The following is a 22,601-nucleotide window of genomic DNA, read 5'->3' as shown; positions in this document are numbered from 1 at the left end:
CCCGCACCCGCAGCCCCAGTCCCCCGCGAACGCCCCGCACGCCCAGCAGCCCGGCCACCCGGTCCCCGGGCAGCAGCACCAGCAGACGCAGTGGCTCCAGTACGACCCCTGGGGCGCTCCGGGGCAGCCGCTGACCCGGCCCGGTCCGCCCGACGGCGCCGAGCCCGGGCGGAAGAAGAAGCGGCGCGGCGGGGCCTTCGTCGGGGTGCTCCTGCTGGCCCTGGTCGCCAGCGGCATCGGCGGCGGAGTCGGCGCGTACATCGAGCGCAACGGCGGGCTGACCACCGTCGAACTGCCCCAGGCCGGCCGCGACAACGGCGACCGGGCCCCCGACAGCGTCGCGGGCATCGCCGCCAGCGCCCTGCCCAGCGTGGTCACCCTGCATGTCAACGGCACCGCCGAGTCCGGCACCGGCACCGGCTTCGTCCTCGACGGCCAGGGCCACATCCTCACCAACAACCACGTCGTCGCCCCGGCCGGATCCAGCGGCGACATCACCGTCACGTTCAGCACCGGCGAGACGGCCTCCGCCGAACTCGTCGGCAAGGACAGCGGCTACGACCTCGCGGTCGTCCGGGTCCGCGGGGTCTCCGGCCTCAAGCCCCTGCCCCTGGGCAACTCCGACAACGTCCAGGTCGGCGACCCCGTGGTGGCCATCGGCGCCCCCTTCGACCTGTCCAACACGGTGACCTCGGGCATCATCAGCGCCAAGCAGCGGCCGATCACTGCGGGCGGCGAGAAGGGCGACGGCAGCGACATCAGCTACGTCGACGCCCTCCAGACCGACGCCCCGATCAACCCGGGCAACTCCGGCGGCCCCCTCGTCGACTCCAAGGCCCACGTCATCGGCATCAACAGCGCCATCCGCGCGGCCGACAGCGGCGGCGGCCCCGAGTCCGGCGGCCAGTCCGGCTCCATCGGCCTCGGCTTCGCGATACCCATCAACCAGGGCAAACGCGTCGCCGAGGAGCTGATCAGCACCGGCAAGGCCACCCACCCGGTGATCGGCGTCACGCTGGACATGAAGTACACCGGCGACGGGGCCAAGGTCGGCACGAAGGACGCCGACGGCGGGCCCGCCGTCGCCAAGGACGGCCCCGCGGACAAGGCGGGCATCACGTCCGGCGACGTCATCACTCACGTCGAGGGCCAGCGCGTGCACAGCGGCGAGGAGCTGATCGTGAAGATCCGGGCCCACCGCCCCGGCGACGACCTCGACCTCAAGCTGACCCGCGGCGGCGAGGAACGGACCGTGACCCTGAAGCTCGGCTCGGCGAGCGGCACGTGATCAGGTGCACGATCCGGCACGTGCGCGCCACCGCGAGGTACCGCCCGGACACCTTCGACAGGTACCTTTGACCGGTCCGGGCAGCAGGCGGAGCCGGGCCGCGATCGCACGGAGAACACGCGGAGAACACGAGGAGCAACAAGGTGTTCAATGACATAGGCGCACTGGAGCTGCTGACGCTCGGGGTGCTGGCCGTGCTGGTCTTCGGCCCCGACAAGCTGCCCAAGCTGATCCAGGACGTCACGCGTACCATCCGCAAGATCCGCGAGTTCTCGGACAGCGCCAAGGAAGACATCCGTTCCGAGCTGGGCCCGCAGTTCAAGGACTTCGAGTTCGAGGACCTCAACCCCAAGACGTTCGTCCGCAAGCAGCTGATGGACGGCAACGACGACCTGGGGCTGAAGGAGATCCGCGAGAGCCTCGACCTCCGCAAGGACCTGGCCGACGTCACCGACGCGGTCAACGGCCGTACCCCGGCCGCGTCCGATACCGCCAACAGTGCGGCGAACGGCTCTGCGGGCGCGTCGGCCGGCGCCCCCTCCACCAGCCTGACCAAGACCGGTGACACCGCGCCTGACCTGCTGAAGAAGGCTCCCTCGCCGGATCGGCCCGAGCGCCCGCCGTACGACTCCGACGCCACCTGAGCCCCGGTCAATCCCGACTCGTCCGGACGGTATCGCTATTCTCCATCTGTCCGGTTGCGAGGACGCCCAAGCCCGCGGGGGGCGGGCCGCTCCGGATCCTGACCGATCGAGGAGCGGCCGCGCACATGGAGACGACGAGTCGGATTGACACGGACGGTGTCCCGGGCACGGCCACGGCGGAGGAGGAGCCGCAGGAGGCCCGGGCAGCCCGGCGGGCCGTCGACGGCTACCGGGCGGCGACCTTCCCCTGGTACGGCCTGGACGAGGCCTTCACGGGCCCGCGCTGGCTGATGCAGGTCGGCACCGCGGCCGACGGCACCGTTCAGCACGGTGCGACGGGGCACGGTGACGAGCCGTCGGTGAAGTCGGACGGCTCCGCCGACAAGGAGCGGTTCGCCGCGGTGATCACGGTGGCCGCGAGCCCCGTGCGGCGCAGCGGTGACGGTACGGGCGTGCTGGACGCCACCACGGTGTCCTCGGCGGCCTGGCTCGCGGGCTCCGGCCTGCTGGCGTACACCTGGCCGCCGCAGATGGACCACACCCTGCGCGACGACTGGCTGGACCAGCAGACCGAGACCGCGTTCACCCTCGCCGACGACCTCGGCAGCGCGCCCTGGACGACGCTGTCCCTGCCGGTGGACGGCGTTCCGGTGGAGTTCCACTACCGCGAGTCCGAGTTCGGCTGGGTGCTGGCCGGGTCCGCCCACGAGGGCGTGCACATCGGGGCGTACGGCCGGGGGATGAGCGCGTACGGCCTCGGCTTCGCGGTCATCAAGGACATCGAGACGTACGCGTAACGACAGCGGGAGCAAGAAGCGCGCCAAGCAAGCGACAGGGCGGGCCGGATGACCACCGGCCCGCCCTGTCGCCCGTCTGCACGGGCGGGGTGGGTGTGCGCGTCAGAACTTGTTGCGCGGGGTGATCCCCAGCGACATGCCCGACAGACCGCGCTGACGGCCGCCCAGCTTCTGCGCGATCGCCCGCAGCGCACTGCCGGCGGGGGAGTCGGGGTCGGACAGGACAACCGGCTTGCCCTCGTCGCCGCCCTCGCGCAGCCGTACGTCGATCGGGATCGCGCCCAGCACCGGAACCTCGGCGCCGACCGTCCGCGTCAGCCCCTCGGCGACCCGCGCGCCGCCGCCCGAGCCGAACACGTCGACCATCTCGTCGCAGTGCGGGCACGGCATGCCCGACATGTTCTCCACGACGCCGACGATCTTCTGGTGGGTCTGCACGGCGATCGAACCGGCCCGCTCGGCCACCTCGGCCGCCGCCTGCTGCGGGGTCGTGACGACCAGGATCTCCGCGTTCGGCACGAGCTGCGCCACCGAGATCGCGATGTCGCCGGTGCCCGGCGGCAGGTCCAGCAGCAGGACGTCCAGGTCGCCCCAGTACACATCGGCGAGGAACTGCTGGAGCGCCCGGTGCAGCATCGGACCGCGCCAGACCACGGGCGCGTTGCCCGGGGTGAACATGCCGATGGAGATGACCTTCACGCCGTGCGACGACGGCGGCATGATCATGTTCTCGACCTGGGTGGGCTTGCCGTCCGCGCCCAGCATCCGAGGCACGCTGTGCCCGTAGATGTCGGCGTCCACGACACCGACCTTCAGCCCGTCGGCCGCCATCGCCGCGGCGAGGTTCACCGTCACCGAGGACTTGCCGACGCCGCCCTTGCCGGAGGCGACCGCGTACACCCGGGTCAGCGAGCCGGGCTGGGCGAAGGGCACCTCGCGCTCGGCGTTGCTGCCGCGCAGCGCGCTCGCCAGCTCCTTGCGCTGTTCGTCGCTCATGACGTCGAGGGTCACCTCGACACGCGAGACGCCCTCGACCCGGGCGACCGCCTCGGTCACGTTCCGGGTGATCGTGTCGCGCATCGGGCAGCCGGAGACCGTGAGATACACGGTGACAGCGACTACACCGTCAGGATCGATCTCGACCGATTTCACCATGCCCAGCTCGGTGATCGGGCGGTGGATCTCGGGGTCGTTCACTGTCGACAGTGCCTCAAGCACCGCGTCTTCCGTAGCCATACAGACGATGTTACGGCGCGCGGGGCTACGGACGGGTAGCCCGTCAGCGGTCGCCTTCGTCACTCTCGGCCGGGAACAGCACCTGCCGCTCCTCCATGTCCTTCACCATGTCCTGGAGCTCCGAGCGGATCCAGTCCCGGGTGGCGACCTCACCGAGGCCCATCCGCAGGGCCGCGATCTCCCTGGTCAGGTATTCGGTGTCGGCGATGGAGCGCTCGTTCTGCTTGCGGTCCTGCTCGTGCGTGACCCGGTCGCGGTCATCCTGCCGGTTCTGCGCGAGGAGGATCAGCGGCGCGGCGTACGAGGCCTGGAGCGAGAGCATCAGCGTCAGGAAGATGAACGGGTACTGGTCGAACCGCAGGTCCTTGGGCGCGAAGATGTTCCACAGCACCCAGACGATGATGATCAGCGTCATCCAGACGATGAACCGCCCGGTCCCCAGGAACCGCGCGATCCGCTCCGAGAACCGGCCGAACGCCTCCGGGTCGTACTCCGGCAGCAGCCGCCGGCGCGGCGCCTTCGGCTGGTCCAGCCGGGTGCGCGGGGGCCGCATCAGCCCGGAGGAACCGGTCGAGGACGCCTTCGCCCGCTCATCGCCCGCCATGGCCGACCCCCCCGTGCAGGCCCGTCTCGCCGTGCAGATCCGTCAGGTCCGTCTCGCGCCAGTCGTCCGGCAGCAGATGGTCCAGGACGTCGTCCACGGTCACCGCGCCCAGCAGCGAACCACTCTCGTCCACGACGGGGGCCGAGACCATGTTGTACGCGGCCAGATAGCTGGTGACCAGCGGCAGCGGGGTGTCCGGCGGCAGCGGCACCAGATCGCTGTCGACGATCGAGCTGACCAGGGTGAACGGCGGGTCGCGCAGCAGCCGCTGGAAGTGCACCGTGCCCAGGTACTTGCCCGTGGGGGTCTCGTCGGGCGAGCGGCAGACGTACACCTGCGCCGCCAGCGCGGGCGACAGGTCCGCCTGCCGTACGCGGGCCAGCGCGTCCGCCACCGTGGCGTCCGGGCGCAGCACGATCGGCTCGGTCGTCATCAGACCGCCCGCCGTCCGCTCCTCGTACGACATCAGGCGGCGTACGTCGGCGGCGTCGTCCGGCCGCATCAGCGCCAGCAGCCGTTCCTTGTCGTCCTCCGGCAGCTCGGAGAGCAGGTCCGCCGCGTCGTCGGGGTCCATCGCCTCCAGGACGTCGGCGGCCCGCTCCTCGGCGAGCTTGCCGATGATCTCCACCTGGTCGTCCTCGGGCAGCTCCTCCAGGACGTCGGCGAGGCGGTCGTCGTCCAGGGCGGCGGCCACCTCCGCCCGGCGCTTGGGCGAGAGGTGGTGCAGGGCGTTGGCCACGTCGGTGGGCCGCAGCCGCTCGAACGTGGCGACCAGGTTCTCCGCGCCCTGCCCGTGCTCCTCCAGCGAGAAGCCGCTGACCGCCGACCACTCCACCGTCAGCGTCTCGCCCTTGCGGCGCAGCGCACCGCCGCGCCCCTTGCGAACGAAGTACTTGTCGATCTCCCAGTCGCGGCGGGCCGGCAGCTGCTGGATGGCCACGTCCAGGACGGTGACCTCCTGGTCGTCCTCCACCAGCCGGACCCGCCGGTCCAGGAACTCGCCGAGGACGAGCCGTTCGGTGGGCCGCTGCTCGAACCGCCGCATGTTGACGACGCCGGTGGTGATGACCTGGCCGGACTCGACGCCCGTCACCCGGGTCATCGGCAGGAAGATCCGGCGGCGGCTGATCACCTCGACCACCAGGCCGAGGATGCGCGGCGGACGCCCGCCGACCCGCAACATCGCCACCAGGTCGCGGACCCGGCCGACCTGGTCGCCGTTGGGGTCGAAGACGGGCACCCCGGACAGGTGGGAGACGTAGACCCTGGGGGTGACCGCCGCCATCCGCCGCCTCCTTCGTCCGTCCGTGTCCGTGTGGTCCCGTATCCGGCCGGAACCGATCCGTGATCCGGCCGGAACCGTTTCGTCCGGTCCGTGGCCGCGCGTCCCCGACCGTTCCGGCCCGCCGTCGCCGACCAGCGGATTTCGCCGGTACGCCGGGATCAGGCTAGCCCGTACCGCCGTGCCGCGCCCCGGCGGACCCGTCCGTACGGCTGGCTGCCGGACGGCGCGAGCTCCCCGGGTACGCTGCCGTCTGCTACCCCCGATCGCAGTGGAGAGGCAGTGCGCCCGTGACCTCTTTTGCCCCGGCCGTGCGGAACCATCGCCGGACCGCCCTCGCTCTCGTGCTGTGCGGAGGGCTCACCGTGGTCCTGGCCGCCTGCGGCACGGAGGAGGACCCGGACAAGGGGACCAACGGCGTCGCCAAACTCTCCGCCGCCGAGATCGACAAGAAGGCCAGAGCGGCGGCGGACGCGGCGAGCGCCGTACGCCTGTCGGGCACGCTCGTCAGCAAGGGCGGCACCTACCGGCTGGACATGAAGCTCACCGCGAAGGGCGGCATGGGCTCGGTGACCTCGAAGAAGCAGAGCTTCGCCCTGCTGCGGGTCGAGGACGAGCTGTTCCTCAAGGCGCCCGCCGAGTTCTGGACCCACGAGGGCAGCGGCGGCGAGAGCGAGACCGCCGACGCGGCGGCCGCCGACAAGCTGGGCGGTAAGTACGTGAAAGTCCCCGAGGGCGACCCCAGCTACCGCCAGCTGCGCGGTTTCACCGACAAGAAGGTCCTGCTCGACGGGCTCCTCGCGCTCCACGGCACGCTGAACAAGGGTGGCCGGGACACGGTCGCCGGGCAGCGCACCATCCAGATCCTCGGCGGCAAGGGGGAGGGCGGGGCCTTCGACGTCTCGCTGGAGAAGGAGCCGTATCCGGTACGGGTGGCCCGCGGCGGCGGCGGGGGCACGGTCTCGCTGGCCGACTGGGGGCAGGCCTTCCCGCTGGAGGCCCCCGAGGAGGACGACACCGTCGACTACGGCGGCCAGCTCCCCAAGTCCTCCGGCTGATCCCGCCCGGCTCCCGCTCAGCCCTTCCGGCGGCGCTTCAGCAGCAGCCGGGGGACCGCCGCCGGGACGGGCTCCCGGGTGGTGGCCGCGGTCGGCAGCGGAACGGCCGCCAGCGAGGTGTCCGGCAGCGCGGTGCTCACGGCCTCGGGCGTCAGCCGCACCACCGTGCACGTGCGTGCCCACCGCTCGGGCATCGCCTCGGCGTCCGGCGCGTTCAGCCGCTTGCCCTTCAGCTCGGTGACCGCCGCCTCCCACTCCTCGGAGTGCGGCGCCAGGAAGCGCACCGCCGCACTCCAGGCGACGATCCGGCCGCCCTTGTCCTTGCTGCGTACGGTCACCTCGGCGCGGCCCCCGTCGGCCAGGCCCTCCGGCAGCGGCTGCTCGCCGGGGCCGCCGCCGACCAGGAGCGCCGTGCCCTCGTGCCAGACGTGCCACACGGCACGGGCGGGCCCGGAGGCCCGGATCCAGACCAGGCCCGACTTCTTGGTGGCCTCCTCGGCGAGGGCCCGCTCCAGCAGGCCGGCGGCGGTGTCGGTCGCGGCGGCGTCAGTCATGGGGCGAGCTTAGACGGGCCCTCGTCCGGATCGGCCCGAGCTCACAGCCAGCCGTTGCGCTTCAGGATGCGGTGGATCGAGAAACAGACCACCCCGATGACGCCGAGCACCAGCGGATAGCCGTACTTCCACTCCAGCTCCGGCATGTAGTCGAAGTTCATGCCGTAGACCCCGCAGATCATCGTCGGCACGGCGATGATCGCCGCCCACGAGGTGATCTTGCGCATGTCCTCGTTCTGCGTGACCGTCGCCTGCGCCAGATTGGCCTGGAGGATCGAGTTCAGCAGCTCGTCGAAGCCGAGGACCTTTTCCTGGACCCGGGCGAGGTGGTCGGCGACATCGCGGAAGTACTTCTGGATGTCGGGGTCGATCAGCCGCATCGGACGCTCGCTCAGCAGCTGCATGGGCCGCAGCAGCGGGGACACCGCCCGCTTGAACTCCAGCACTTCGCGCTTGAGTTGATAGATCCGGCCCGCGTCCGAGCCGCGTGCGGAGCCCTTCGCCGGGGTGGAGAAGACATCGATCTCCACCTCGTCGATGTCGTCCTGCACGGCCTCGGCCACCGCGATGTACCCGTCGACCACATGGTCGGCGATGGCGTGCAGCACGGCGGACGGGCCCTTGGCGAGCAGCTCCGGATCGTCCTGGAGGCGGTGGCGCAGGGCGCGCAGGGAGCCCTGGCCGCCGTGCCGGACGGTGATGACGAAGTCCCGGCCGGTGAAGCACATCACCTCACCGGTCTCCACGACCTCGCTGGTCGCCGTCAGTTCGGCGTGCTCCACGTAGTGGATCGTCTTGAAGACGGTGAACAGCGTGTCGTCGTACCGCTCCAGCTTGGGCCGCTGGTGGGCGTGGACGGCATCCTCCACCGCCAGCGGGTGCAGCCCGAACTCCCGGGCGATACCCGCGAATTCGGCCTCCGTCGGCTCGTGCAGACCGATCCACGCGAAACCGCCCTCCTCCCGCACCTGGAGCATCGCCTCGTGCGGGGTCGGGGTGGCGGGCGTCACCAGTCGGCGGCCGCCGCGGTAGACCGCGCAGTCGACGACGGCGCTGGAGGCGGACGGGTCGCGGGTGGTGTCGTACGCGCTGTAAGGGGCGCTGTTCTTGCGGAGGGACGGGCGCAGGGACGGGCGCACGGCGGCGCGCAGGTCACGGATCATCGACATGGCTGGCTCCTTCACGGAGGGCCGTCGGCGAGGGCGTGGAACAGCCCGGAATGGGGACGTGGGCTCACGTCCGCAAAGCGGGCTCCACCGCGCGGGCGCGATGACGGCGTTCGCTACAGACAGGCAAAATGCGCTACAGGCAGGCAGGAACGAAGGGCTCTTCCGTCACGCGATCCGCTGTCGGGAAGTCGTTCGGACACGACGGCGATGGCGGTCCCGGACGACCGACGAGAGGTGTCGGATCAACGGGAAAGGCGAGGCTCGGAAGAGCGGTCGGTACTGCACGGTCGACTTGGATCCATAGCAGTCCCCACCTCCTCCGGCCGGTCCCCCGTGGGGGACGACGTGTCGTCGGGACGAAGAAGAGCGACGCTTCTGCGTGCTGTCCCGACCGGCGGCCAGGCTATCAGCCGCTCAAGGCCCAATCCCGTACTTTGCCCATTCGCTACGCGATCTATGCTCGCCGCATGGCAGAAATTCTTCCGCTGGTCGAGGCCCGGCTCCGTTCCGCCCTCGGGGAACCGGACGCCCGCGCCGATGTGACGTTCCTCGGCACGGAGCGCATCCAGGTGCTGCGCTTCCTCGACGGCGACATCGTGCGCTACGCGACGCTCGGCATGTCGGGCGCGCCGATGGCCGACCCCACCTCGCCGCTCGCCGACCCGGTGAAGGGTCCTCGCGCCGAACTGATCCTCTCCGTACGGGGCGGAATCGCCGACACCGACCAGGTGCTGCGCCCGCTCGCCGTGCTGGCCGCCTCCCCGCAGGTCGAGGGGCTGATCGTGGCCCCGGGCGCCTCGCTGGACCTGGGCGAGCCGCTGTGGACCGGGGCGCCGTTCACCTCGGTGCTGGTCGCGGAGTCCGGCGGCCTGGTGGAGGACCTGGAGCTGGACGAGCCGATGGACCCGGTGCGCTTCCTGCCGCTGCTGCCGATGACGCACAACGAGGCCGCCTGGAAGCGGGTGCGCGGCGCGCAGGAGCTCCAGGAGCGTTGGCTGACGCACGGTACGGACCTGCGCGACCCGCTGCGCACGTCCGTACCGCTGGACTGACCAGTCCTTCTGAGGGGCTGTCAGTCGGCGAAGACCGTCACACCGTCCTCCATCGCGTGGACCGGCTCCAGCTCCTCGGCCTCTAGGGTCAGCGCCGTACGCCGTACCCCCACGACGACTGCTCCGACGAGGGCGGCGAGCGCGGCCACCACGAACGGGACATGGAGGTCGGTCCACTCCTCGATCTTCGGGGCGAGGAAGGGGGCGGCCGCCGCGGCGAACCAGCGGACGAAGTTGTATCCGGCGCTGGCCACCGGGCGCGGGGCGTCGGAGACCCCGAGGGCCAGTTCGGTGTAGACGGTGTTGTTCATGCCGATGAACGCGCCGGAGACGATCGTGGCGACGACCGCCGTGGTGTGGCTGCCGTAGCCGAGGACCAGCAGGTCGGCGGCGAGCAGCACCAGCGAGGCCCCGAGCACCTTGAGCGAGCCGAAGCGGCGCTGGAGGCGCGGGGCGACCAGCACGGAGAAGACGGCGAGCAGCAGACCCCAGGCGAAGAAGACCGCGCCCGACCTGTACGGGGTCATGTCCAGCACGAACGGTGTGAAGGCCAGGATCGTGAAGAAGGCGTAGTTGTAGAAGAACGCCGAGGCCGCCACCGAGGCCAGCCCGCCGTGGCCCAGTGCCTTCACCGGGTCGAGCAGTGAGGTCTTGACGGCGGGCTTCGGCTGCTCCTTGAGGAACGCGGCGATGCAGAGGAAGCCGATCGCCATCAGCGCCGCCGTGCCGAAGAACGGGTAGCGCCAGCTGGCGTCCCCGAGCAGCGCGCCGAGCAGCGGCCCGCACGCCATGCCGAGTCCGAGCGCCGACTCGTACAGCAGGATCGCCGCCGCGCTGCCGCCCGCCGCCGCTCCGACGATCACCGCGAGGGCGGTCGAGACGAAGAGGGCGTTGCCCAGGCCCCAGCCGGCCCGGAAGCCGACCAGTTCGGCGACGGAGGACGAGGTGCCGGAGAGCGCGGCGAAGACGATCACGAGCGCGAGACCGGCCAGCAGGGTCTTGCGGCCGCCGACGCGGCTGGAGACGAAGCCGGTGACCAGCATCGCGAAGGCGGTGATCAGGAAGTACGAGGTGAACAGCAGCGACACCTGGCTCGCCGAGGCGTTCAGCCCCTGGGCGATGGACGGCAGGATCGGGTCCACCAGGCCGATCCCCATGAAGGCCACGACCGAGGCGCCCGCCGTGGCCCAGACGGCCTTCGGTTGACGCAGGATGCCGCCTCCCGTCGCTCCTCCGTCGAACGGATCCTCTTCCCGCATGGGTTCTCTCCTCACTTCTCCGGCCCCGGAAGGTCGATGCGTTATGCACAGAATAAGTTAGCCAATCTAATAAATGCAAACTACATCTATTTTCCGGGTTCGGAGCCACGCTGCGGACGGGTGATCGTCCTTGACGGGAGGACCGGCGGGGAGGACGGTTGGTCCTTATGAGGGGCGAACCCAGTTGCCCGAAGTGCGGTGGCCGGGTCAGGGCGCCCGGTCTCTTCGCCGACGCCTGGCAGTGCGCCGCGCACGGCCAGGTCCACCCGATGCAGCCGGTCGTCCCACCCAGCGTCGAGGCGCTCGGCGTCGTGGTGCACCGCACCCAGGTCCCCGTCTGGATGCCCTGGCCGCTCCCCGTGGGCTGGCTGTTCACCGGTGTCGCCAGCGCCGGCGACGACCGCAGCGGCGGACGCGCGAGCGCCGTGGCCTGCTCCGGACCCGGTCCGCTGGGCGGGATGGGCGAGCTGCTCCTCGTCGCCGAGGAGCTCGGCGTCGGACTCGGCGCCCGGTACGCCGGCATCGAGGGCCTCGACCCCGGCCACCACCTGAACGTCGACTCCGCCCCCGACGCCAAGGTCCACGCCGCCGGCCGCCCCACCCCGCTCTGGCACGTCAGGAACGCCCCGGAGGACCGTGCCGTGTTCGCGGGCGAGGCGCGGGGGCTGTGGCTCTGGGCGATCCTGTGGCCCGAGCAGTCGGGACTCCTGATGTACGACGAGCTGGTCCTGACCGATCTGCGCGACGCCGGGGGAGAGGTGGACCTCGTCCCCTGCGGCGCGCTCACCCCCCGCCTGCTCACCGCCCCGGACGCGCCGCCCCGGCAGGGGAAGGGCGAGCGCTAGATCACGTGGGGCCGGGGGCTTTCGCGGCCTGAGGCCTGGTCTGAGACGGTTATCCTTGAGCGGTCCCCCGTCCGCCCGCGAGCCCCGGAGTCAGCCGTCGTGCGTATCGACCTGCACACCCACTCCACCGCGTCGGACGGCACGGACACCCCCGCCGAGCTGGTCGCCAACGCCGCCGCCGCGGGCCTGGACGTCGTCGCGCTCACCGACCACGACACCGTGGGCGGCCACAAGCAGGCCATCGACGCGCTGCCCGAGGGGCTCACCCTCGTCACCGGCGCCGAACTCTCCTGCCGAGTCGACGGCGTGGGCATGCATCTGCTCGCCTACCTCTTCGACCCGGCCGACGCCGAGCTGGAGCGCGCCCGGGAGCTCGTCCGCGACGACCGGGTGCCGCGCGCCCAGGAGATGGTCCGCAAGCTCCGCGCCCTCGACGTCCCCATCACCTGGGAGCAGGTCGCCCGCATCGCCGGGGACGGCTCGGTCGGCCGCCCGCACGTGGCCGCCGCCCTCGTCGAACTCGGCGTCGTCCCCACCGTCTCCGACGCCTTCACACCCGACTGGCTGGGCAACGGCGGCCGGGCGTACGCCGAGAAGCACGAGTTCGACCCCTTCGAGGCCGTCCGCCTGGTGAAGGCGGCGGGCGGGGTCGCCGTCTTCGCCCACCCGGGCGCGGTGAAACGCGGCGCGGTCGTCCCCGAGTCCACGATCGCCGCCCTCGCCGAGGCCGGCCTCGACGGCATCGAGGTCGACCACATGGACCACGACGAGCCCACCCGGGCCCGGCTGCGCGGCCTCGCCCGCGAACTGGGGCTGCTCACGACCGGCTCCAGCGACTACCACGGCAGCCGGAAGACCGTCGAGCTCGGCGCGTGCACCACCGATCCCGAGATCTACGGCGAGATCACCCGGCGCGCGACCGGAGCCTTCCCGGTGCCGGGCGCCGGTGGAGCCGTCCGCCGCTGAGGCCCGCAGCACCTTCGCCGTACCCCGTTCTCCTCCCGCGCCCCCGTGCGTACCGTCGCGTGCCCGACGCCCGCTGCCCGGACCCGCGCCCCCTCCGTACCGCCCGCTCATCTCTCGCAAGGCTCACTGTGTTCGACGTCGCTGTCTTCGGATCCCTTTTTCTCACCCTATTTGTGATCATGGACCCGCCCGGGATCACGCCGATCTTCCTCGCCCTCACCGCGGGCCGCCCCGCCAAGGTGCAGCGCAAGATGGCGCTCCAGGCGGTCACGGTCGCGTTCGGCGTGATTGCCGTCTTCGGTCTGCTCGGCCAGCAGATCCTCGACTACCTGCATGTCTCCGTGCCCGCGCTGATGATCGCGGGCGGGCTCCTGCTGCTGCTCATCGCGCTCGACCTGCTGACCGGCAAGACGGACGAGCCGACGCAGACGAAGGACGTCAACGTGGCGCTCGTACCGCTGGGCATGCCGCTGCTCGCCGGGCCCGGCGCCATCGTCTCGGTCATCCTCGCGGTGCAGCACGCCGACGGAGTGGGCGGCCAGCTCTCGGTGTGGTCCGCGATCGTCGCCATGCACGTCGTGCTCTGGCTGACCATGCGCTACTCGCTGGTCATCATTCGCGTGATCAAGGACGGCGGAGTGGTGCTGGTGACCCGGCTCGCGGGCATGATGCTCTCCGCCATCGCCGTCCAGCAGATCATCAACGGCGTCACCCAGGTCATCCAGAACTCCTGAGCCGGCTCCTCGAAGGGCCCCGCACACCACAGCACCCCCCCACGGACGTTCCGTGCGGGGGTGCCTCGTCTTCACAACGTCAGGTGTTACGAGGCCGTACTGTCGGCCGGCCGGATGTAGATGCGCTGGCCCGTCGCCGCGGCCTGCTGCACGATCCGGTTGACGGAGGCGGCGTCCACGACGGTGCTGTCCACGGCGGTACCGTCGACGTCGTCGAGTCGCATGATCTCGAAGCGCATAGGGCTTCCCTTCGTCTGATCCTCCTGCTGGAGAACTACTGGCGCCGATGGGGCGTCCCACCGGCAAGACTAGGAACGCGAGGTTTCCCTCGCGTTCCACAAGGGTGACAACGAGTTGCCCCTGGCAAACATTCCCTACGCTAAGGAAATTTTTTGGATGTCTAAATACCCGTTGGTAGTCACACCACCACAGACCATGAGGTTCGCATGAACGAGGCGGACCCGCAGCTCATCGAGGTCACCGCGGGTGCCGGCCTCGCCGCCCGCCTGGACCGCACCAACGAGCTGCTCCAGCGGATGCTCGTCGAAGTGGCGAAGACCCCCTCGACACACGCCATCTTCGTGGACGCCGGCTATGTCTACGCCGCGGCCGGCCTGCTCGTCACCGGCACCGAGGACCGGCGCTCCTTCGACCTCGACGCCGAAGGGCTGATCGAGGCCTTCATCGACAAGGCCCGCACGATCTTCGCGGACAGCAGGCTGCTGCGCGTCTACTGGTACGACGGGGCCCGGCGCCGTATCCACACCACCGAGCAGCAAGCCATCGCCGAACTTCCCGACGTCAAGGTGCGGCTCGGCAACCTCAACGCCAACAACCAGCAGAAGGGCGTCGACTCGCTCATCCGTACCGACCTCGAATCCCTCGCCCGGCACCGCGCCATCAGCGACGCGGCGCTCGTCGGCGGCGACGAGGACCTGGTCTCGGCGGTCGAGGCCGCCCAGGGGTACGGGGCCCGCGTCCACCTCTGGGGCATCGAGGCCGGCGAGGGCCGCAACCAGGCCGAACCCCTGCTCTGGGAGGTCGACAGCCAGCGCACCTTCGACCTGGACTTCTGCCGCCCCTACGTCACCCGGCGGCCCGTCACCATGTACGAGGACGACACCCCGGCCCCCTCCCGGGAGGACGTCCGCTTCGTCGGCGCGCAGATCGCGGCGGCCTGGCTCGCCGCCCGGGGCCGGGAATCTCTCGCCGACCTGCTGCCGGGCCACCCCTACCTGCCGGGCTCCGTCGACCAGGACCTCCTGGTGGAGGCCGAACGGCTGCTCCAGCACTCGCTGCGCGGCCACGCCCATCTGCGGCGGGCGCTCCGCGACGGCTTCTGGCAGCACCTGCAGGCGCAGTACTGACGCCGGGGGGCCGGGCCCGGCGGGGAGCCCGTCAGGCGTCCGGCAGGCCGTCCCAGAACGCGGCCAGAGCCTTCGCGGTCTCCTGCGGGCGGGCGGTGTTGGGGGAGTGCTCGGCGCCGGCGATCGTCGTGCGGCGGGCGCCGAGACGCCGCGCCATGGCGTCGAACAGCTCCACCGGCCATACGTCGTCGCGCTCTCCGGACAGCACATGGACGGGCAGCCCGACGGCGGCCAGCTCGTCCACCCGGTCCGGCTCGGCCGCCAACTGGGCCCCGGTGGCGATCAGCTGGGCCGGGTTGTGGGCCAGCCAGCGGCGGCGCATGTCCGCGCCGTCGCCGGTGTCCGCGTCCTGCGGGGGGTCCATCGCCTGCATCGCCTGCCACACCTCGTCCATGGACAGCACGGACAGTGCGTCGCTCAGCATCTTCACCTTGTCCCGCTGGGCCGCGACGACCTCGGCGGGGCCCGAGGACATCAGCGTCAGCGAGCGGAACGGAGCGGCGTCCAACAGGACGGCGGCGCGGGCGATCTGGCCGCCGAGCGAGTGCCCGAGCAGATGCAGCTCCCCGGGGCCCTCGGCCAGAGCCGCCGCCTGGGCCAGCACGTCCCGGGCCAACTCGCCCCGGGCGTAACTCTCCTGACGGTCCGCCCCCTTCGACTCGAACTGCCCCCGGCCGTCCACGGCGACCACCCGGTAGCCCGCCCCGGTCAGCGGTTCCAGCAGCGCGATGAAGTCCTCCTTGCTGCCGGTGTACCCGGGCAGCAGCAGGGCGGTGGCCCGGGCCGGGGTACGCGGCACGGCGTCCAGGACGGCGAAGTCGCCGCGCCCGGTGGCCAGGACACGGGCGCGGGCGCAGGGCGGCGGGGTGAAGGTGGGCGGGCGGCTCATACGGCGAGGCTATCCCCGCCGCCCCGGACCCGCCGCCACCGGGCGGCCTTCCGGACGACGAACGGCCCCGGCCCCCGCGCGGTGCGGGGGCCGGGGCCGTTGTCGTGCGATGTCGCCGGAAGCGTCAGCTCTCCGTCGTCGTGACCGAGGCGGCGCCCGCAGGACGGGTGGCCCGGCGGCGGCGCGGCTTCGGCTCGGCGGCGGCCTCGCTCACCACGGCCTCGGCGGCGGAGACCACGGCGGCCTCCTGCGTCGTGGTCGAGGTGACGCTGCGGGTGGCCCGGCGGCGGCGCGGCTTGGCCTCCGCCGCGTCGGCCGGAGTCTCGACGGCGGACTGCTCGGTGGCGACGGCCTTCGACGCTGCCTTGGTCGCCTTCGCCGTGGCCTTCTTCTCCGCGGGCTCCGCCGTCTCCGCCTTCGCGCGGGACTTCGTCGCCCTGGTCGCCCGGGCCTTCGGCTCGGCGGGCGGCGCGGACTCGGTGGCCTTGGACTCGGTCTTCGGCTCGGCCTTCGCCTTCGCCTTCGACTCCGTCTTCGTGGCGCGGGCCGGGCGGCGACGCGTCTTGACCTCGGGCTCCGGCTCGGCGGCCGGGGCGATCTGGAAGTCGACCTCGTCGGCCGGCTTCACGACCCGGGTGCGGCGGCGCGGCTTGACGGCCTTCGGCTCGGCGACCGGCTCGACCACACCCGCCGCGACGGCCACGGGCTGGCGGCGCGGCTTGACGGCCTTCGGCTCGGCGACCGGCTCGACCACACCCGCCGCGACGGCCACGGTCTGGAAATCGACCGGGGCAGGGGCGGCCGGAGCCGCGGCGACGGGCGCGGCCGTCTCCTCGGCCACCGGCTTCGCAACGGCGCGGCTGCGACGACGGCGCGGCTTGGTCTCCGCCACCGGCTCCGCGACCGGCTCGGCCACGGGAGCCGCCTCGACCACGGGTGCGGCCTCGGCCACCGGGGCGGGAACCGCCGGGGCTTCGGCGACCGCCACGGCCGCCTCGGCGACGGCCTCGGGGGCGCCGACCCGCGTACGGCGGCGACGGCGCGGCGTACGCGGCGCCGCGGCGGCCTCGTCACCGGCCGGGGCGGCGGCAGGGGTGGCCTCCTTGGCGGGTGCGGGCACCGTCGCGGCGCCCGCCTCCGTGTCAGCCCCGCCACGGGTGCGGCGGCGCTGGCGCGGCGTACGGGTGCGCGGCTCGCGCTCCTCACGGGCCGGGGCCGCAGCGGCGGCCTTGCGGCCGCGGCCGCCGGTCTCGCCGAGGTCCTCGACCTCTTCGGCGCGCAGCCCCGCACGGGTCCGCTCGGCACGCGGCAGCACACCCTTGGTGCCCGCCGGGATGCCCAGCTCCTCGAACAGGTGCGGAGAGGTGGAGTACGTCTCCGGCGGGTCCGGGAACTTCAGGTCCAGGGCCTTGTTGATCAGCTGCCAGCGCGGGATGTCGTCCCAGTCGACGAGCGTGATCGCGATGCCCTTGGCGCCCGCGCGGCCGGTCCGGCCGATGCGGTGGAGGTAGGTCTTCTCGTCCTCCGGCGACTGGTAGTTGACGACGTGGGTCACACCCTCGACGTCGATACCGCGCGCGGCGACATCGGTGCAGACCAGGACGTCGACCTTGCCGTTGCGGAAGGCGCGCAGCGCCTGCTCGCGGGCGCCCTGGCCGAGGTCGCCGTGAACGGCGCCGGAGGCGAAGCCGCGCTTCTCCAGCTGCTCGGCGATGTCGGCGGCCGTACGCTTCGTCCGGCAGAAGATCATCGCGAGCCCGCGGCCCTCGGCCTGGAGGATGCGGGCGAGCATCTCCGGCTTGTCCATGTTGTGGGCGCGGTAGACGTGCTGGACCGTGTTCTTCACGGTCGTGCCCTCGTCGTCGGGCGACGTGGCGTTGATGTGGGTCGGCTGCGACATGTAGCGGCGGGCGAGGCTGATGACGGCACCGGGCATGGTGGCCGAGAACAGCATCGTCTGGCGCTTGGCGGGCAGCATCGTGATGATGCGCTCGACGTCGGGCAGGAAGCCCAGGTCCAGCATCTCGTCGGCCTCGTCGAGGACGAGCCCGCGGATGTGGGACAGGTCGAGCTTGCGCTGGCCCGCCAGGTCCAGGAGACGGCCCGGGGTGCCGACGATCACGTCGACGCCCTTCTTGAGGGCCTCGACCTGGGGCTCGTACGCCCGGCCGCCGTAGATCGCGAGAACGCGGACGTTACGGACCTTGCCGGCCGTGAGCAGGTCGTTGGTGACCTGCTGGCACAGCTCGCGGGTGGGGACGACGACGAGCGCCTGCGGCGCGTCGGTCAGCTGCTCGGGCTTGGCCCGCCCGGCCTCGACGTCGGCGGGGACGGTCACGCGCTCCAGGAGCGGGAGACCGAAGCCGAGCGTCTTTCCGGTGCCGGTCTTGGCCTGGCCGATGACGTCGGAGCCGGAGAGGGCTACGGGGAGCGTCAGCTCCTGGATGGGGAAGGGGGACGTGATGCCGACCGCCTCAAGGGCTTCGGCCGTCTCGGGAAAAATACCGAGGTCGCGGAACGTAGTCAGGGTGCTGCCTCTTCTGTGAGACGCGGTCCGAGGCGAACGCTGGGGGTCGTACCGTGCCGGGGTTGGTCATCCGGCCGTGGTGGGGCCGGGTGGCGCGGGACCACTGCCGTCGCTCGAGCGCTCGTGCCGCTGAGGGGGCCCCTCATCTGCAGTCGTACGTGTCGTACGCACCGCGTGGAGGGCTGTCGGGTCGGAGCCGATCGGGCCTCCGACCGGGCATCCTCATTCAAAGGGCGCGCCCCTGGCACAGCACAGTGCTCAGTAAGCGCAATACCACTGTACCTCGGATTCGCGCATGTGTGTTGGACGAATTCATCGGAACGGTATGGCGGCCCCGGCTGACCAGGCCCTTCCGCCCTGCGCCGGGAGGGCTATCGTTCCGTTTCATGGAGACGCCAGACCACGCCACCGACACCCCCGCCGACTCTTCCGGAGCCACCGGCATCGCCACCCAGGACTGGGCCACCGCGGCCGCCGACCCGCAGTACCGCGCCGCGGTCGTGGACCTGCTCGGCGCCCTCGCCTACGGAGAGCTGGCGGCCTTCGAGCGGCTGGCCGAGGACGCGAAGCTCGCGCCGACCCTCGGGGACAAGGCGGAGCTGGCGAAGATGGCCGCCGCCGAGTTCCACCACTTCGAGCAGCTGACCGAGCGGCTCACCGCGGTCGACGAGGAGCCGACCGCCGCGATGGAGCCGTTCGCCAAGGCGCTCGACGACTTCCACCGCCAGACCGCCCCGTCCGACTGGCTGGAGGGCCTGGTCAAGGCGTACGTCGGCGACTCGATCGCGAGCGACTTCTACCGCGAGGTCGCGGCCCGGCTCGACACCGACACCCGGTCCCTCGTGCTGTCCGTGCTCGACGACACCGGCCATGGGAACTTCGCGGTGGAGAAGGTGCGCGCCGCCATCGAGGCCGACCCGCGGGTCGGCGGGCGGCTCGCGCTGTGGGCCCGCCGGCTGATGGGCGAGGCGCTCTCGCAGGCCCAGCGGGTGGTCGCCGACCGCGACGCCCTCTCGACGATGCTGGTGGGCGGCGTCGCGGACGGCTTCGACCTGGCCGAGGTGGGCCGGATGTTCTCCCGGATCACGGAGGCCCACACCAAGCGGATGGCCGCTCTCGGCCTGGCGGCGTAACGCCGCGGGCAGGGCTACTGGGCCGCCGCCGACCGGGTGAGGCGGCGGCCGCGTGGTCGGATCAGGAGCGAGAGCGTTACCGCTCCGACCGACACGGCTCCGATCAGCGTCGCCAGGACATGGCCGGGACCCAGCGCGGCATGCGTCAGATACGCGCCGAACAGGGCGCCCAGCGTGCCGGTGAGATAAACCGCACGGCCGGCCGGCAGACGGTCGGCCAGTGATCGGAGCGCCACCCAGGAGAGGGCCAGTCCGAGCACGGCGGCGCCGAAGGATTCCCAGATCACAGAAGATCACCTCGCGGGGGTGTGCGGGGCGGGCAAATCGGTCGTAGGCGGTACTACCCCCCGGCCGCGGCGAGCAACCCTCCGACGGCCCCTTCCGACCCGTACGGGAACGGGAGGAGAGGTCCCCGCGCACGACGGCTCCGTACGCGAAACAGGAGCGGCCCGGCGGGAAGATCCCGCCGGGCCGCTCCTGTGATCAACGCGTCCGTGGACTACAGCGCCCCGAACCCCACCCGCCGGGTGGTCGGCTCACCGATCTCCACATACGCGATCCGGTCGGCCGGCACGAGGACCTTGCGGCCCTTGTCGTCCGTGAGGCTGAGCAGCTCCGCCTTGCCGCCCAGTGCCGCGGCGACCGCGCTCTCGACGTCCTCGGCGGAAAGCCCGCTCTCCAGAACGATCTCGCGGGGCGTGTGCTGCACCCCGATCTTGACCTCCACGGCTATGTCCCTCCGACGGTCAGTCCCTGCGCGGCGAACCGCGCCGTACGCAGCCACATTAGCCCGGCGGAAGCGGCGCTCAGGGCCCGACCGGCAACGCCCGCAGCGAACACGGTGTCCGGCGTCCCGTCACCGAGGGGTCAGTGCTGCTCGACGCCGTGCAGCGGGAAGCCCGCGATGCCCCGCCAGGCCAGCGAGGTGAGGAGCTGCACGGCGGTGTCGCGGGGGATGGAGGACCGGCTGGAGAGCCAGTAGCGGGCCACCACCTGGGAGACGCCGCCTAGCCCGACCGCCAGCAGCATGGACTCGTCCTTGGACAGGCCCGTGTCCCCGGCGATCACGTCCGAGATGGCCTCGGCGCACTGGAGGGACACCCGGTCCACCCGCTCGCGCACGGCGGGCTCGTTGGTCAGGTCCGACTCGAAGACCAGGCGGAACGCGCCGCCCTCGTCCTCCACGTACGCGAAGTAGGCGTCCATCGTCGCCTCGACGCGCAGCTTGTTGTCCGTCGTCGAGGCCAGCGCCGTGCGGACGGCCTGGAGCAGCGACTCGCAGTGCTGGTCGAGCAGGGCCAGATAGAGCTCCAGCTTCCCGGGGAAGTGCTGGTAGAGCACCGGCTTGCTGACCCCGGCCCGCTCGGCGATGTCGTCCATCGCGGCGGAGTGGTAGCCCTGCGCGACGAAGACCTCCTGTGCGGCGCCCAGCAGCTGATTCCGTCGGGCGCGGCGGGGCAGGCGGGTGCCCCGCGGGCGCGCCGCCTCTGTCTGCTCGATGGCTGTCACGCCGCCTCCCAAATATGTGTTCCAGCACAGCCGGTCCGTGCACGCTGCGCCGCACAGCCATCGTACTTTTGGGTAACCCGGGTGTGCGCGGCGCGGACGCAGAATTTCATGGACCGGACGGCTGTGGAAGCCACAGTTCTTTGCGGTCGTGAGTAAAACTGGGGCGTTTCAGCGGTAATCGTCCTCGTCGAGGGGGATTACCCTGCGTTGTTCCGCGACGTCGGCCTCGTTGGCGGCGGCCGGGTCGACGCTCTCCGCCCGCTCGTCGTGCTCCGGCCGGACGTCCGCGCGCTGCTCGGCGGCATCGGCCTCCGGAGCCTCCGGCCCCGGCTCGTCCGGCTCCGCGCTCTCGAAGGTGTCCGGGTCGCTCGGGTCGACCGTCATGTGCAGCTCCCTTTCTGAGGTTCCCCATGAAGCCTAGGAGCTACCCGTCTACCCCGCGATGCGGCCCTGTGACGGCGAACACATGAATCAGTGCGTGATCGTCTCGTAACATTGGCGCATGTCTTCGACCGAGCTGCCGGGTGTCCAGGCCGCCGCCGCAGCGGTGGCTCCCACGGTCAGTGCCGTCCGCGTCGCCGACGGCGAACGGCTGCGCTCCGTGTCCCTGCCGGGGATCGGTCTGAACATCCGCTGCCGGCCGGGAGACCGGGCCGGGCTGCCCCCCGCGCTGTACGTGCACGGGCTCGGCGGGTCGTCGCAGAACTGGTCCGCGCTGATGCCGCTGCTGTCCGGCCTGGTCGACGGCGAAGCGGTCGACCTGCCGGGATTCGGGGATTCGCCGCCGCCGGACGACGGCAACTACTCGGTGACCGGACACGCCCGTGCGGTGATCCGGCTGCTGGACGCGGAGGAGCGGGGCCCCGTCCATCTGTTCGGCAATTCGCTGGGCGGCGCGGTCGCCACCCGGGTCGCCGCCGTCCGCCCCGATCTCGTGCGCACCCTCACCCTGGTCTCGCCCGCCCTGCCGGAGTGGCGGGTGCAACGGCCGGCCGTCCCGACCGGTCTGCTGGCGGTGCCGGGGGTCGCTTCCCTGTTCGCCCGGCTCACGAAGGACTGGACGGCGGAGCAGCGGACGCGTGGAGTCATGGCACTCTGTTACGGCGATCCGGCACGGGTCTCCGAGGAAGCCTTCCGCCATGCGGTGGCCGAGATGGAGCGCCGGCTGGAGCTGCCGTACTTCTGGGACGCGATGACGCGTTCGGCCCGGGGCATCGTCGATGCGTACACCCTGGGCGGCCAGCACGGACTGTGGCGCCAGGCCGAGCGGGTGCTCGCACCGACCCAGCTCGTGTACGGCGGACGGGACCAGCTCGTCTCGTACCGGATGGCACGCAGGGCGTCCGCGGCCTTCCGCGACGCCCGGCTGCTGACCCTGCCCGACGCGGGGCACGTGGCGATGATGGAGTACCCGGAGGCGGTCGCCCAGGCGTTCCGGGAACTGCTGGACGATAGCGGCGGGAGCTGATCCGGGGCGTGGGACGACACAGTCGAAAGGGCTCCGGGGCGATCCGCCCCGACGCGACAGCGGCGGAGCCGGGCGGCGAGCGCGCCGCGGCACATCCCGCGTCCGGCACCGGACGCCGCAGGCGGACCGCGCCCGCGCCGGCCTCGGACGGGCGGAACCTCTTCTCCCCGTTGACCGGTGACGGGCAGGGCCCGTTCTCGCCCGACGCCCCGCAGGTGCG

The 22,601-nt window shown here is 71.8% G+C and carries 24 protein-coding genes; 11 read left to right on the top strand and 13 right to left on the bottom strand.

Features of this window, described 5'->3' with window-relative positions:
- The 3 genes from D3105_RS19685 to D3105_RS19675 form a co-directional block, all read left to right on the top strand.
- The coding region (locus tag D3105_RS19685; RefSeq protein ID WP_240646960.1) for a S1C family serine protease at window positions 1–1,288 on the top strand (1,288 nt) is incomplete at its 5' end.
- Window positions 1,289–1,431: 143 nt separating this feature from the next.
- The gene (locus tag D3105_RS19680; RefSeq protein WP_118904427.1) at window positions 1,432–1,932 is read left to right on the top strand and encodes a sec-independent translocase; all 501 of its coding nucleotides are present in this window, start codon (window positions 1,432–1,434) and stop codon (window positions 1,930–1,932) included.
- Window positions 1,933–2,057: 125 nt separating this feature from the next.
- Window positions 2,058–2,729: a hypothetical protein gene (locus tag D3105_RS19675; RefSeq protein ID WP_118904426.1), complete on the top strand. Its 672-nt coding sequence runs from the start codon at window positions 2,058–2,060 to the stop codon at window positions 2,727–2,729.
- 102 nt (window positions 2,730–2,831) lie between these two features.
- Here the strand turns inward: D3105_RS19675 and D3105_RS19670 are convergent, their stop codons facing one another.
- The 3 genes from D3105_RS19670 to D3105_RS19660 are packed head-to-tail and all read right to left on the bottom strand — an operon-like array spanning window position 2,832 to window position 5,854.
- Window positions 2,832–3,965 carry an Mrp/NBP35 family ATP-binding protein gene (locus D3105_RS19670; protein WP_107413222.1) on the bottom strand — a complete coding sequence of 378 codons (1,134 nt, stop codon included), beginning with the start codon at window positions 3,963–3,965 and terminating at the stop codon, window positions 2,832–2,834.
- 43 nt (window positions 3,966–4,008) lie between these two features.
- Window positions 4,009–4,569, bottom strand: a complete 561-nt coding sequence (locus tag D3105_RS19665; RefSeq protein WP_006127385.1) for a DUF1003 domain-containing protein — start codon at window positions 4,567–4,569, stop codon at window positions 4,009–4,011.
- A complete protein-coding gene (locus D3105_RS19660; protein ID WP_118904425.1) occupies window positions 4,556–5,854 on the bottom strand; it encodes a magnesium transporter MgtE N-terminal domain-containing protein in 1,299 nt (432 codons plus the stop codon). Before D3105_RS19660 ends, D3105_RS19665 begins: the two co-directional genes overlap by 14 nt.
- A gap of 287 nt (window positions 5,855–6,141) precedes the next feature.
- Between D3105_RS19660 and D3105_RS19655 the strand changes: the two genes are divergently transcribed.
- Window positions 6,142–6,909 carry a hypothetical protein gene (locus D3105_RS19655; protein WP_118904424.1) on the top strand — a complete coding sequence of 256 codons (768 nt, stop codon included), beginning with the start codon at window positions 6,142–6,144 and terminating at the stop codon, window positions 6,907–6,909.
- 17 nt (window positions 6,910–6,926) lie between these two features.
- On the opposite strand, the gene D3105_RS19650 is transcribed toward D3105_RS19655, so the two are convergent.
- Both D3105_RS19650 and D3105_RS19645 read right to left on the bottom strand, forming a co-directional pair.
- Window positions 6,927–7,463, bottom strand: coding sequence for a hypothetical protein (locus D3105_RS19650; protein ID WP_118904423.1), 537 nt, complete (start codon window positions 7,461–7,463; stop codon window positions 6,927–6,929).
- 41 nt (window positions 7,464–7,504) lie between these two features.
- Complete coding sequence (locus tag D3105_RS19645; RefSeq protein ID WP_118904430.1) at window positions 7,505–8,632, bottom strand: magnesium and cobalt transport protein CorA; 1,128 nt, start codon at window positions 8,630–8,632, stop codon at window positions 7,505–7,507.
- Between the two features lie 467 nt (window positions 8,633–9,099).
- Between D3105_RS19645 and D3105_RS19635 the strand changes: the two genes are divergently transcribed.
- Complete coding sequence (locus D3105_RS19635) at window positions 9,100–9,684, top strand: suppressor of fused domain protein (protein ID WP_118904422.1); 585 nt, start codon at window positions 9,100–9,102, stop codon at window positions 9,682–9,684.
- Between the two features lie 20 nt (window positions 9,685–9,704).
- On the opposite strand, the gene D3105_RS19630 is transcribed toward D3105_RS19635, so the two are convergent.
- Window positions 9,705–10,943 (bottom strand): MFS transporter, encoded by a 1,239-nt coding sequence (locus D3105_RS19630; RefSeq protein WP_118904421.1) that lies wholly within the window; start codon window positions 10,941–10,943, stop codon window positions 9,705–9,707.
- 167 nt (window positions 10,944–11,110) lie between these two features.
- Here D3105_RS19630 and D3105_RS19625 point away from each other — a divergent pair, with 167 nt between their 5' ends.
- From D3105_RS19625 to D3105_RS19615, 3 genes are all read left to right on the top strand, one after another.
- Complete coding sequence (locus D3105_RS19625) at window positions 11,111–11,788, top strand: DUF6758 family protein (RefSeq protein ID WP_118904420.1); 678 nt, start codon at window positions 11,111–11,113, stop codon at window positions 11,786–11,788.
- 99 nt (window positions 11,789–11,887) lie between these two features.
- The gene (locus D3105_RS19620) at window positions 11,888–12,754 is read left to right on the top strand and encodes a PHP domain-containing protein (RefSeq protein ID WP_118904419.1); all 867 of its coding nucleotides are present in this window, start codon (window positions 11,888–11,890) and stop codon (window positions 12,752–12,754) included.
- Between the two features lie 128 nt (window positions 12,755–12,882).
- A complete protein-coding gene (locus D3105_RS19615) occupies window positions 12,883–13,488 on the top strand; it encodes a MarC family protein (RefSeq protein ID WP_010061609.1) in 606 nt (201 codons plus the stop codon).
- An 86-nt stretch (window positions 13,489–13,574) separates the two neighbouring features.
- On the opposite strand, the gene D3105_RS34630 is transcribed toward D3105_RS19615, so the two are convergent.
- Window positions 13,575–13,727, bottom strand: coding sequence for a hypothetical protein (locus D3105_RS34630; RefSeq protein WP_003966472.1), 153 nt, complete (start codon window positions 13,725–13,727; stop codon window positions 13,575–13,577).
- A 207-nt stretch (window positions 13,728–13,934) separates the two neighbouring features.
- Here D3105_RS34630 and D3105_RS19610 point away from each other — a divergent pair, with 207 nt between their 5' ends.
- On the top strand, window positions 13,935–14,855 hold the full coding sequence (locus D3105_RS19610; RefSeq protein WP_118904418.1) for an NYN domain-containing protein: 921 nt from the start codon (window positions 13,935–13,937) through the stop codon (window positions 14,853–14,855).
- 31 nt (window positions 14,856–14,886) lie between these two features.
- Here the strand turns inward: D3105_RS19610 and D3105_RS19605 are convergent, their stop codons facing one another.
- Together D3105_RS19605 and D3105_RS19600 are read right to left on the bottom strand one after the other, a co-directional pair.
- A complete protein-coding gene (locus D3105_RS19605) occupies window positions 14,887–15,744 on the bottom strand; it encodes an alpha/beta fold hydrolase (RefSeq protein WP_118904417.1) in 858 nt (285 codons plus the stop codon).
- 124 nt (window positions 15,745–15,868) lie between these two features.
- Entirely contained in the window at window positions 15,869–18,181 is a 2,313-nt protein-coding gene (locus D3105_RS19600; protein WP_118904416.1) for a DEAD/DEAH box helicase, read from the bottom strand.
- Between the two features lie 476 nt (window positions 18,182–18,657).
- Here D3105_RS19600 and D3105_RS19595 point away from each other — a divergent pair, with 476 nt between their 5' ends.
- Entirely contained in the window at window positions 18,658–19,404 is a 747-nt protein-coding gene (locus D3105_RS19595) for a ferritin-like fold-containing protein (protein ID WP_010061604.1), read from the top strand.
- 14 nt (window positions 19,405–19,418) lie between these two features.
- Here D3105_RS19595 and D3105_RS19590 read toward each other — a convergent pair whose 3' ends face one another.
- The 4 genes from D3105_RS19590 to D3105_RS19575 all read right to left on the bottom strand — a co-directional run bounded on the left by D3105_RS19590 (window position 19,419) and on the right by D3105_RS19575 (window position 21,297).
- Window positions 19,419–19,691, bottom strand: a complete 273-nt coding sequence (locus tag D3105_RS19590; protein ID WP_010061603.1) for a hypothetical protein — start codon at window positions 19,689–19,691, stop codon at window positions 19,419–19,421.
- 212 nt (window positions 19,692–19,903) lie between these two features.
- Window positions 19,904–20,131: a DUF3107 domain-containing protein gene (locus tag D3105_RS19585; protein WP_010061602.1), complete on the bottom strand. Its 228-nt coding sequence runs from the start codon at window positions 20,129–20,131 to the stop codon at window positions 19,904–19,906.
- Window positions 20,132–20,271: 140 nt separating this feature from the next.
- Window positions 20,272–20,913, bottom strand: a complete 642-nt coding sequence (locus D3105_RS19580) for a TetR/AcrR family transcriptional regulator (RefSeq protein WP_098899267.1) — start codon at window positions 20,911–20,913, stop codon at window positions 20,272–20,274.
- A 168-nt stretch (window positions 20,914–21,081) separates the two neighbouring features.
- A complete protein-coding gene (locus D3105_RS19575; RefSeq protein WP_030716799.1) occupies window positions 21,082–21,297 on the bottom strand; it encodes a hypothetical protein in 216 nt (71 codons plus the stop codon).
- 118 nt (window positions 21,298–21,415) lie between these two features.
- Between D3105_RS19575 and D3105_RS19570 the strand changes: the two genes are divergently transcribed.
- Window positions 21,416–22,381 carry an alpha/beta fold hydrolase gene (locus tag D3105_RS19570; protein ID WP_118904415.1) on the top strand — a complete coding sequence of 322 codons (966 nt, stop codon included), beginning with the start codon at window positions 21,416–21,418 and terminating at the stop codon, window positions 22,379–22,381.
- The last annotated feature ends 220 nt before the right edge of the window (window positions 22,382–22,601 follow it).

This window comes from Streptomyces globisporus (genome assembly GCF_003501885.1).
In the GTDB taxonomy this organism is placed as follows: domain Bacteria; phylum Actinomycetota; class Actinomycetes; order Streptomycetales; family Streptomycetaceae; genus Streptomyces; species Streptomyces globisporus_D.
This window is presented reverse-complemented; position numbering and strand designations above follow the sequence as displayed.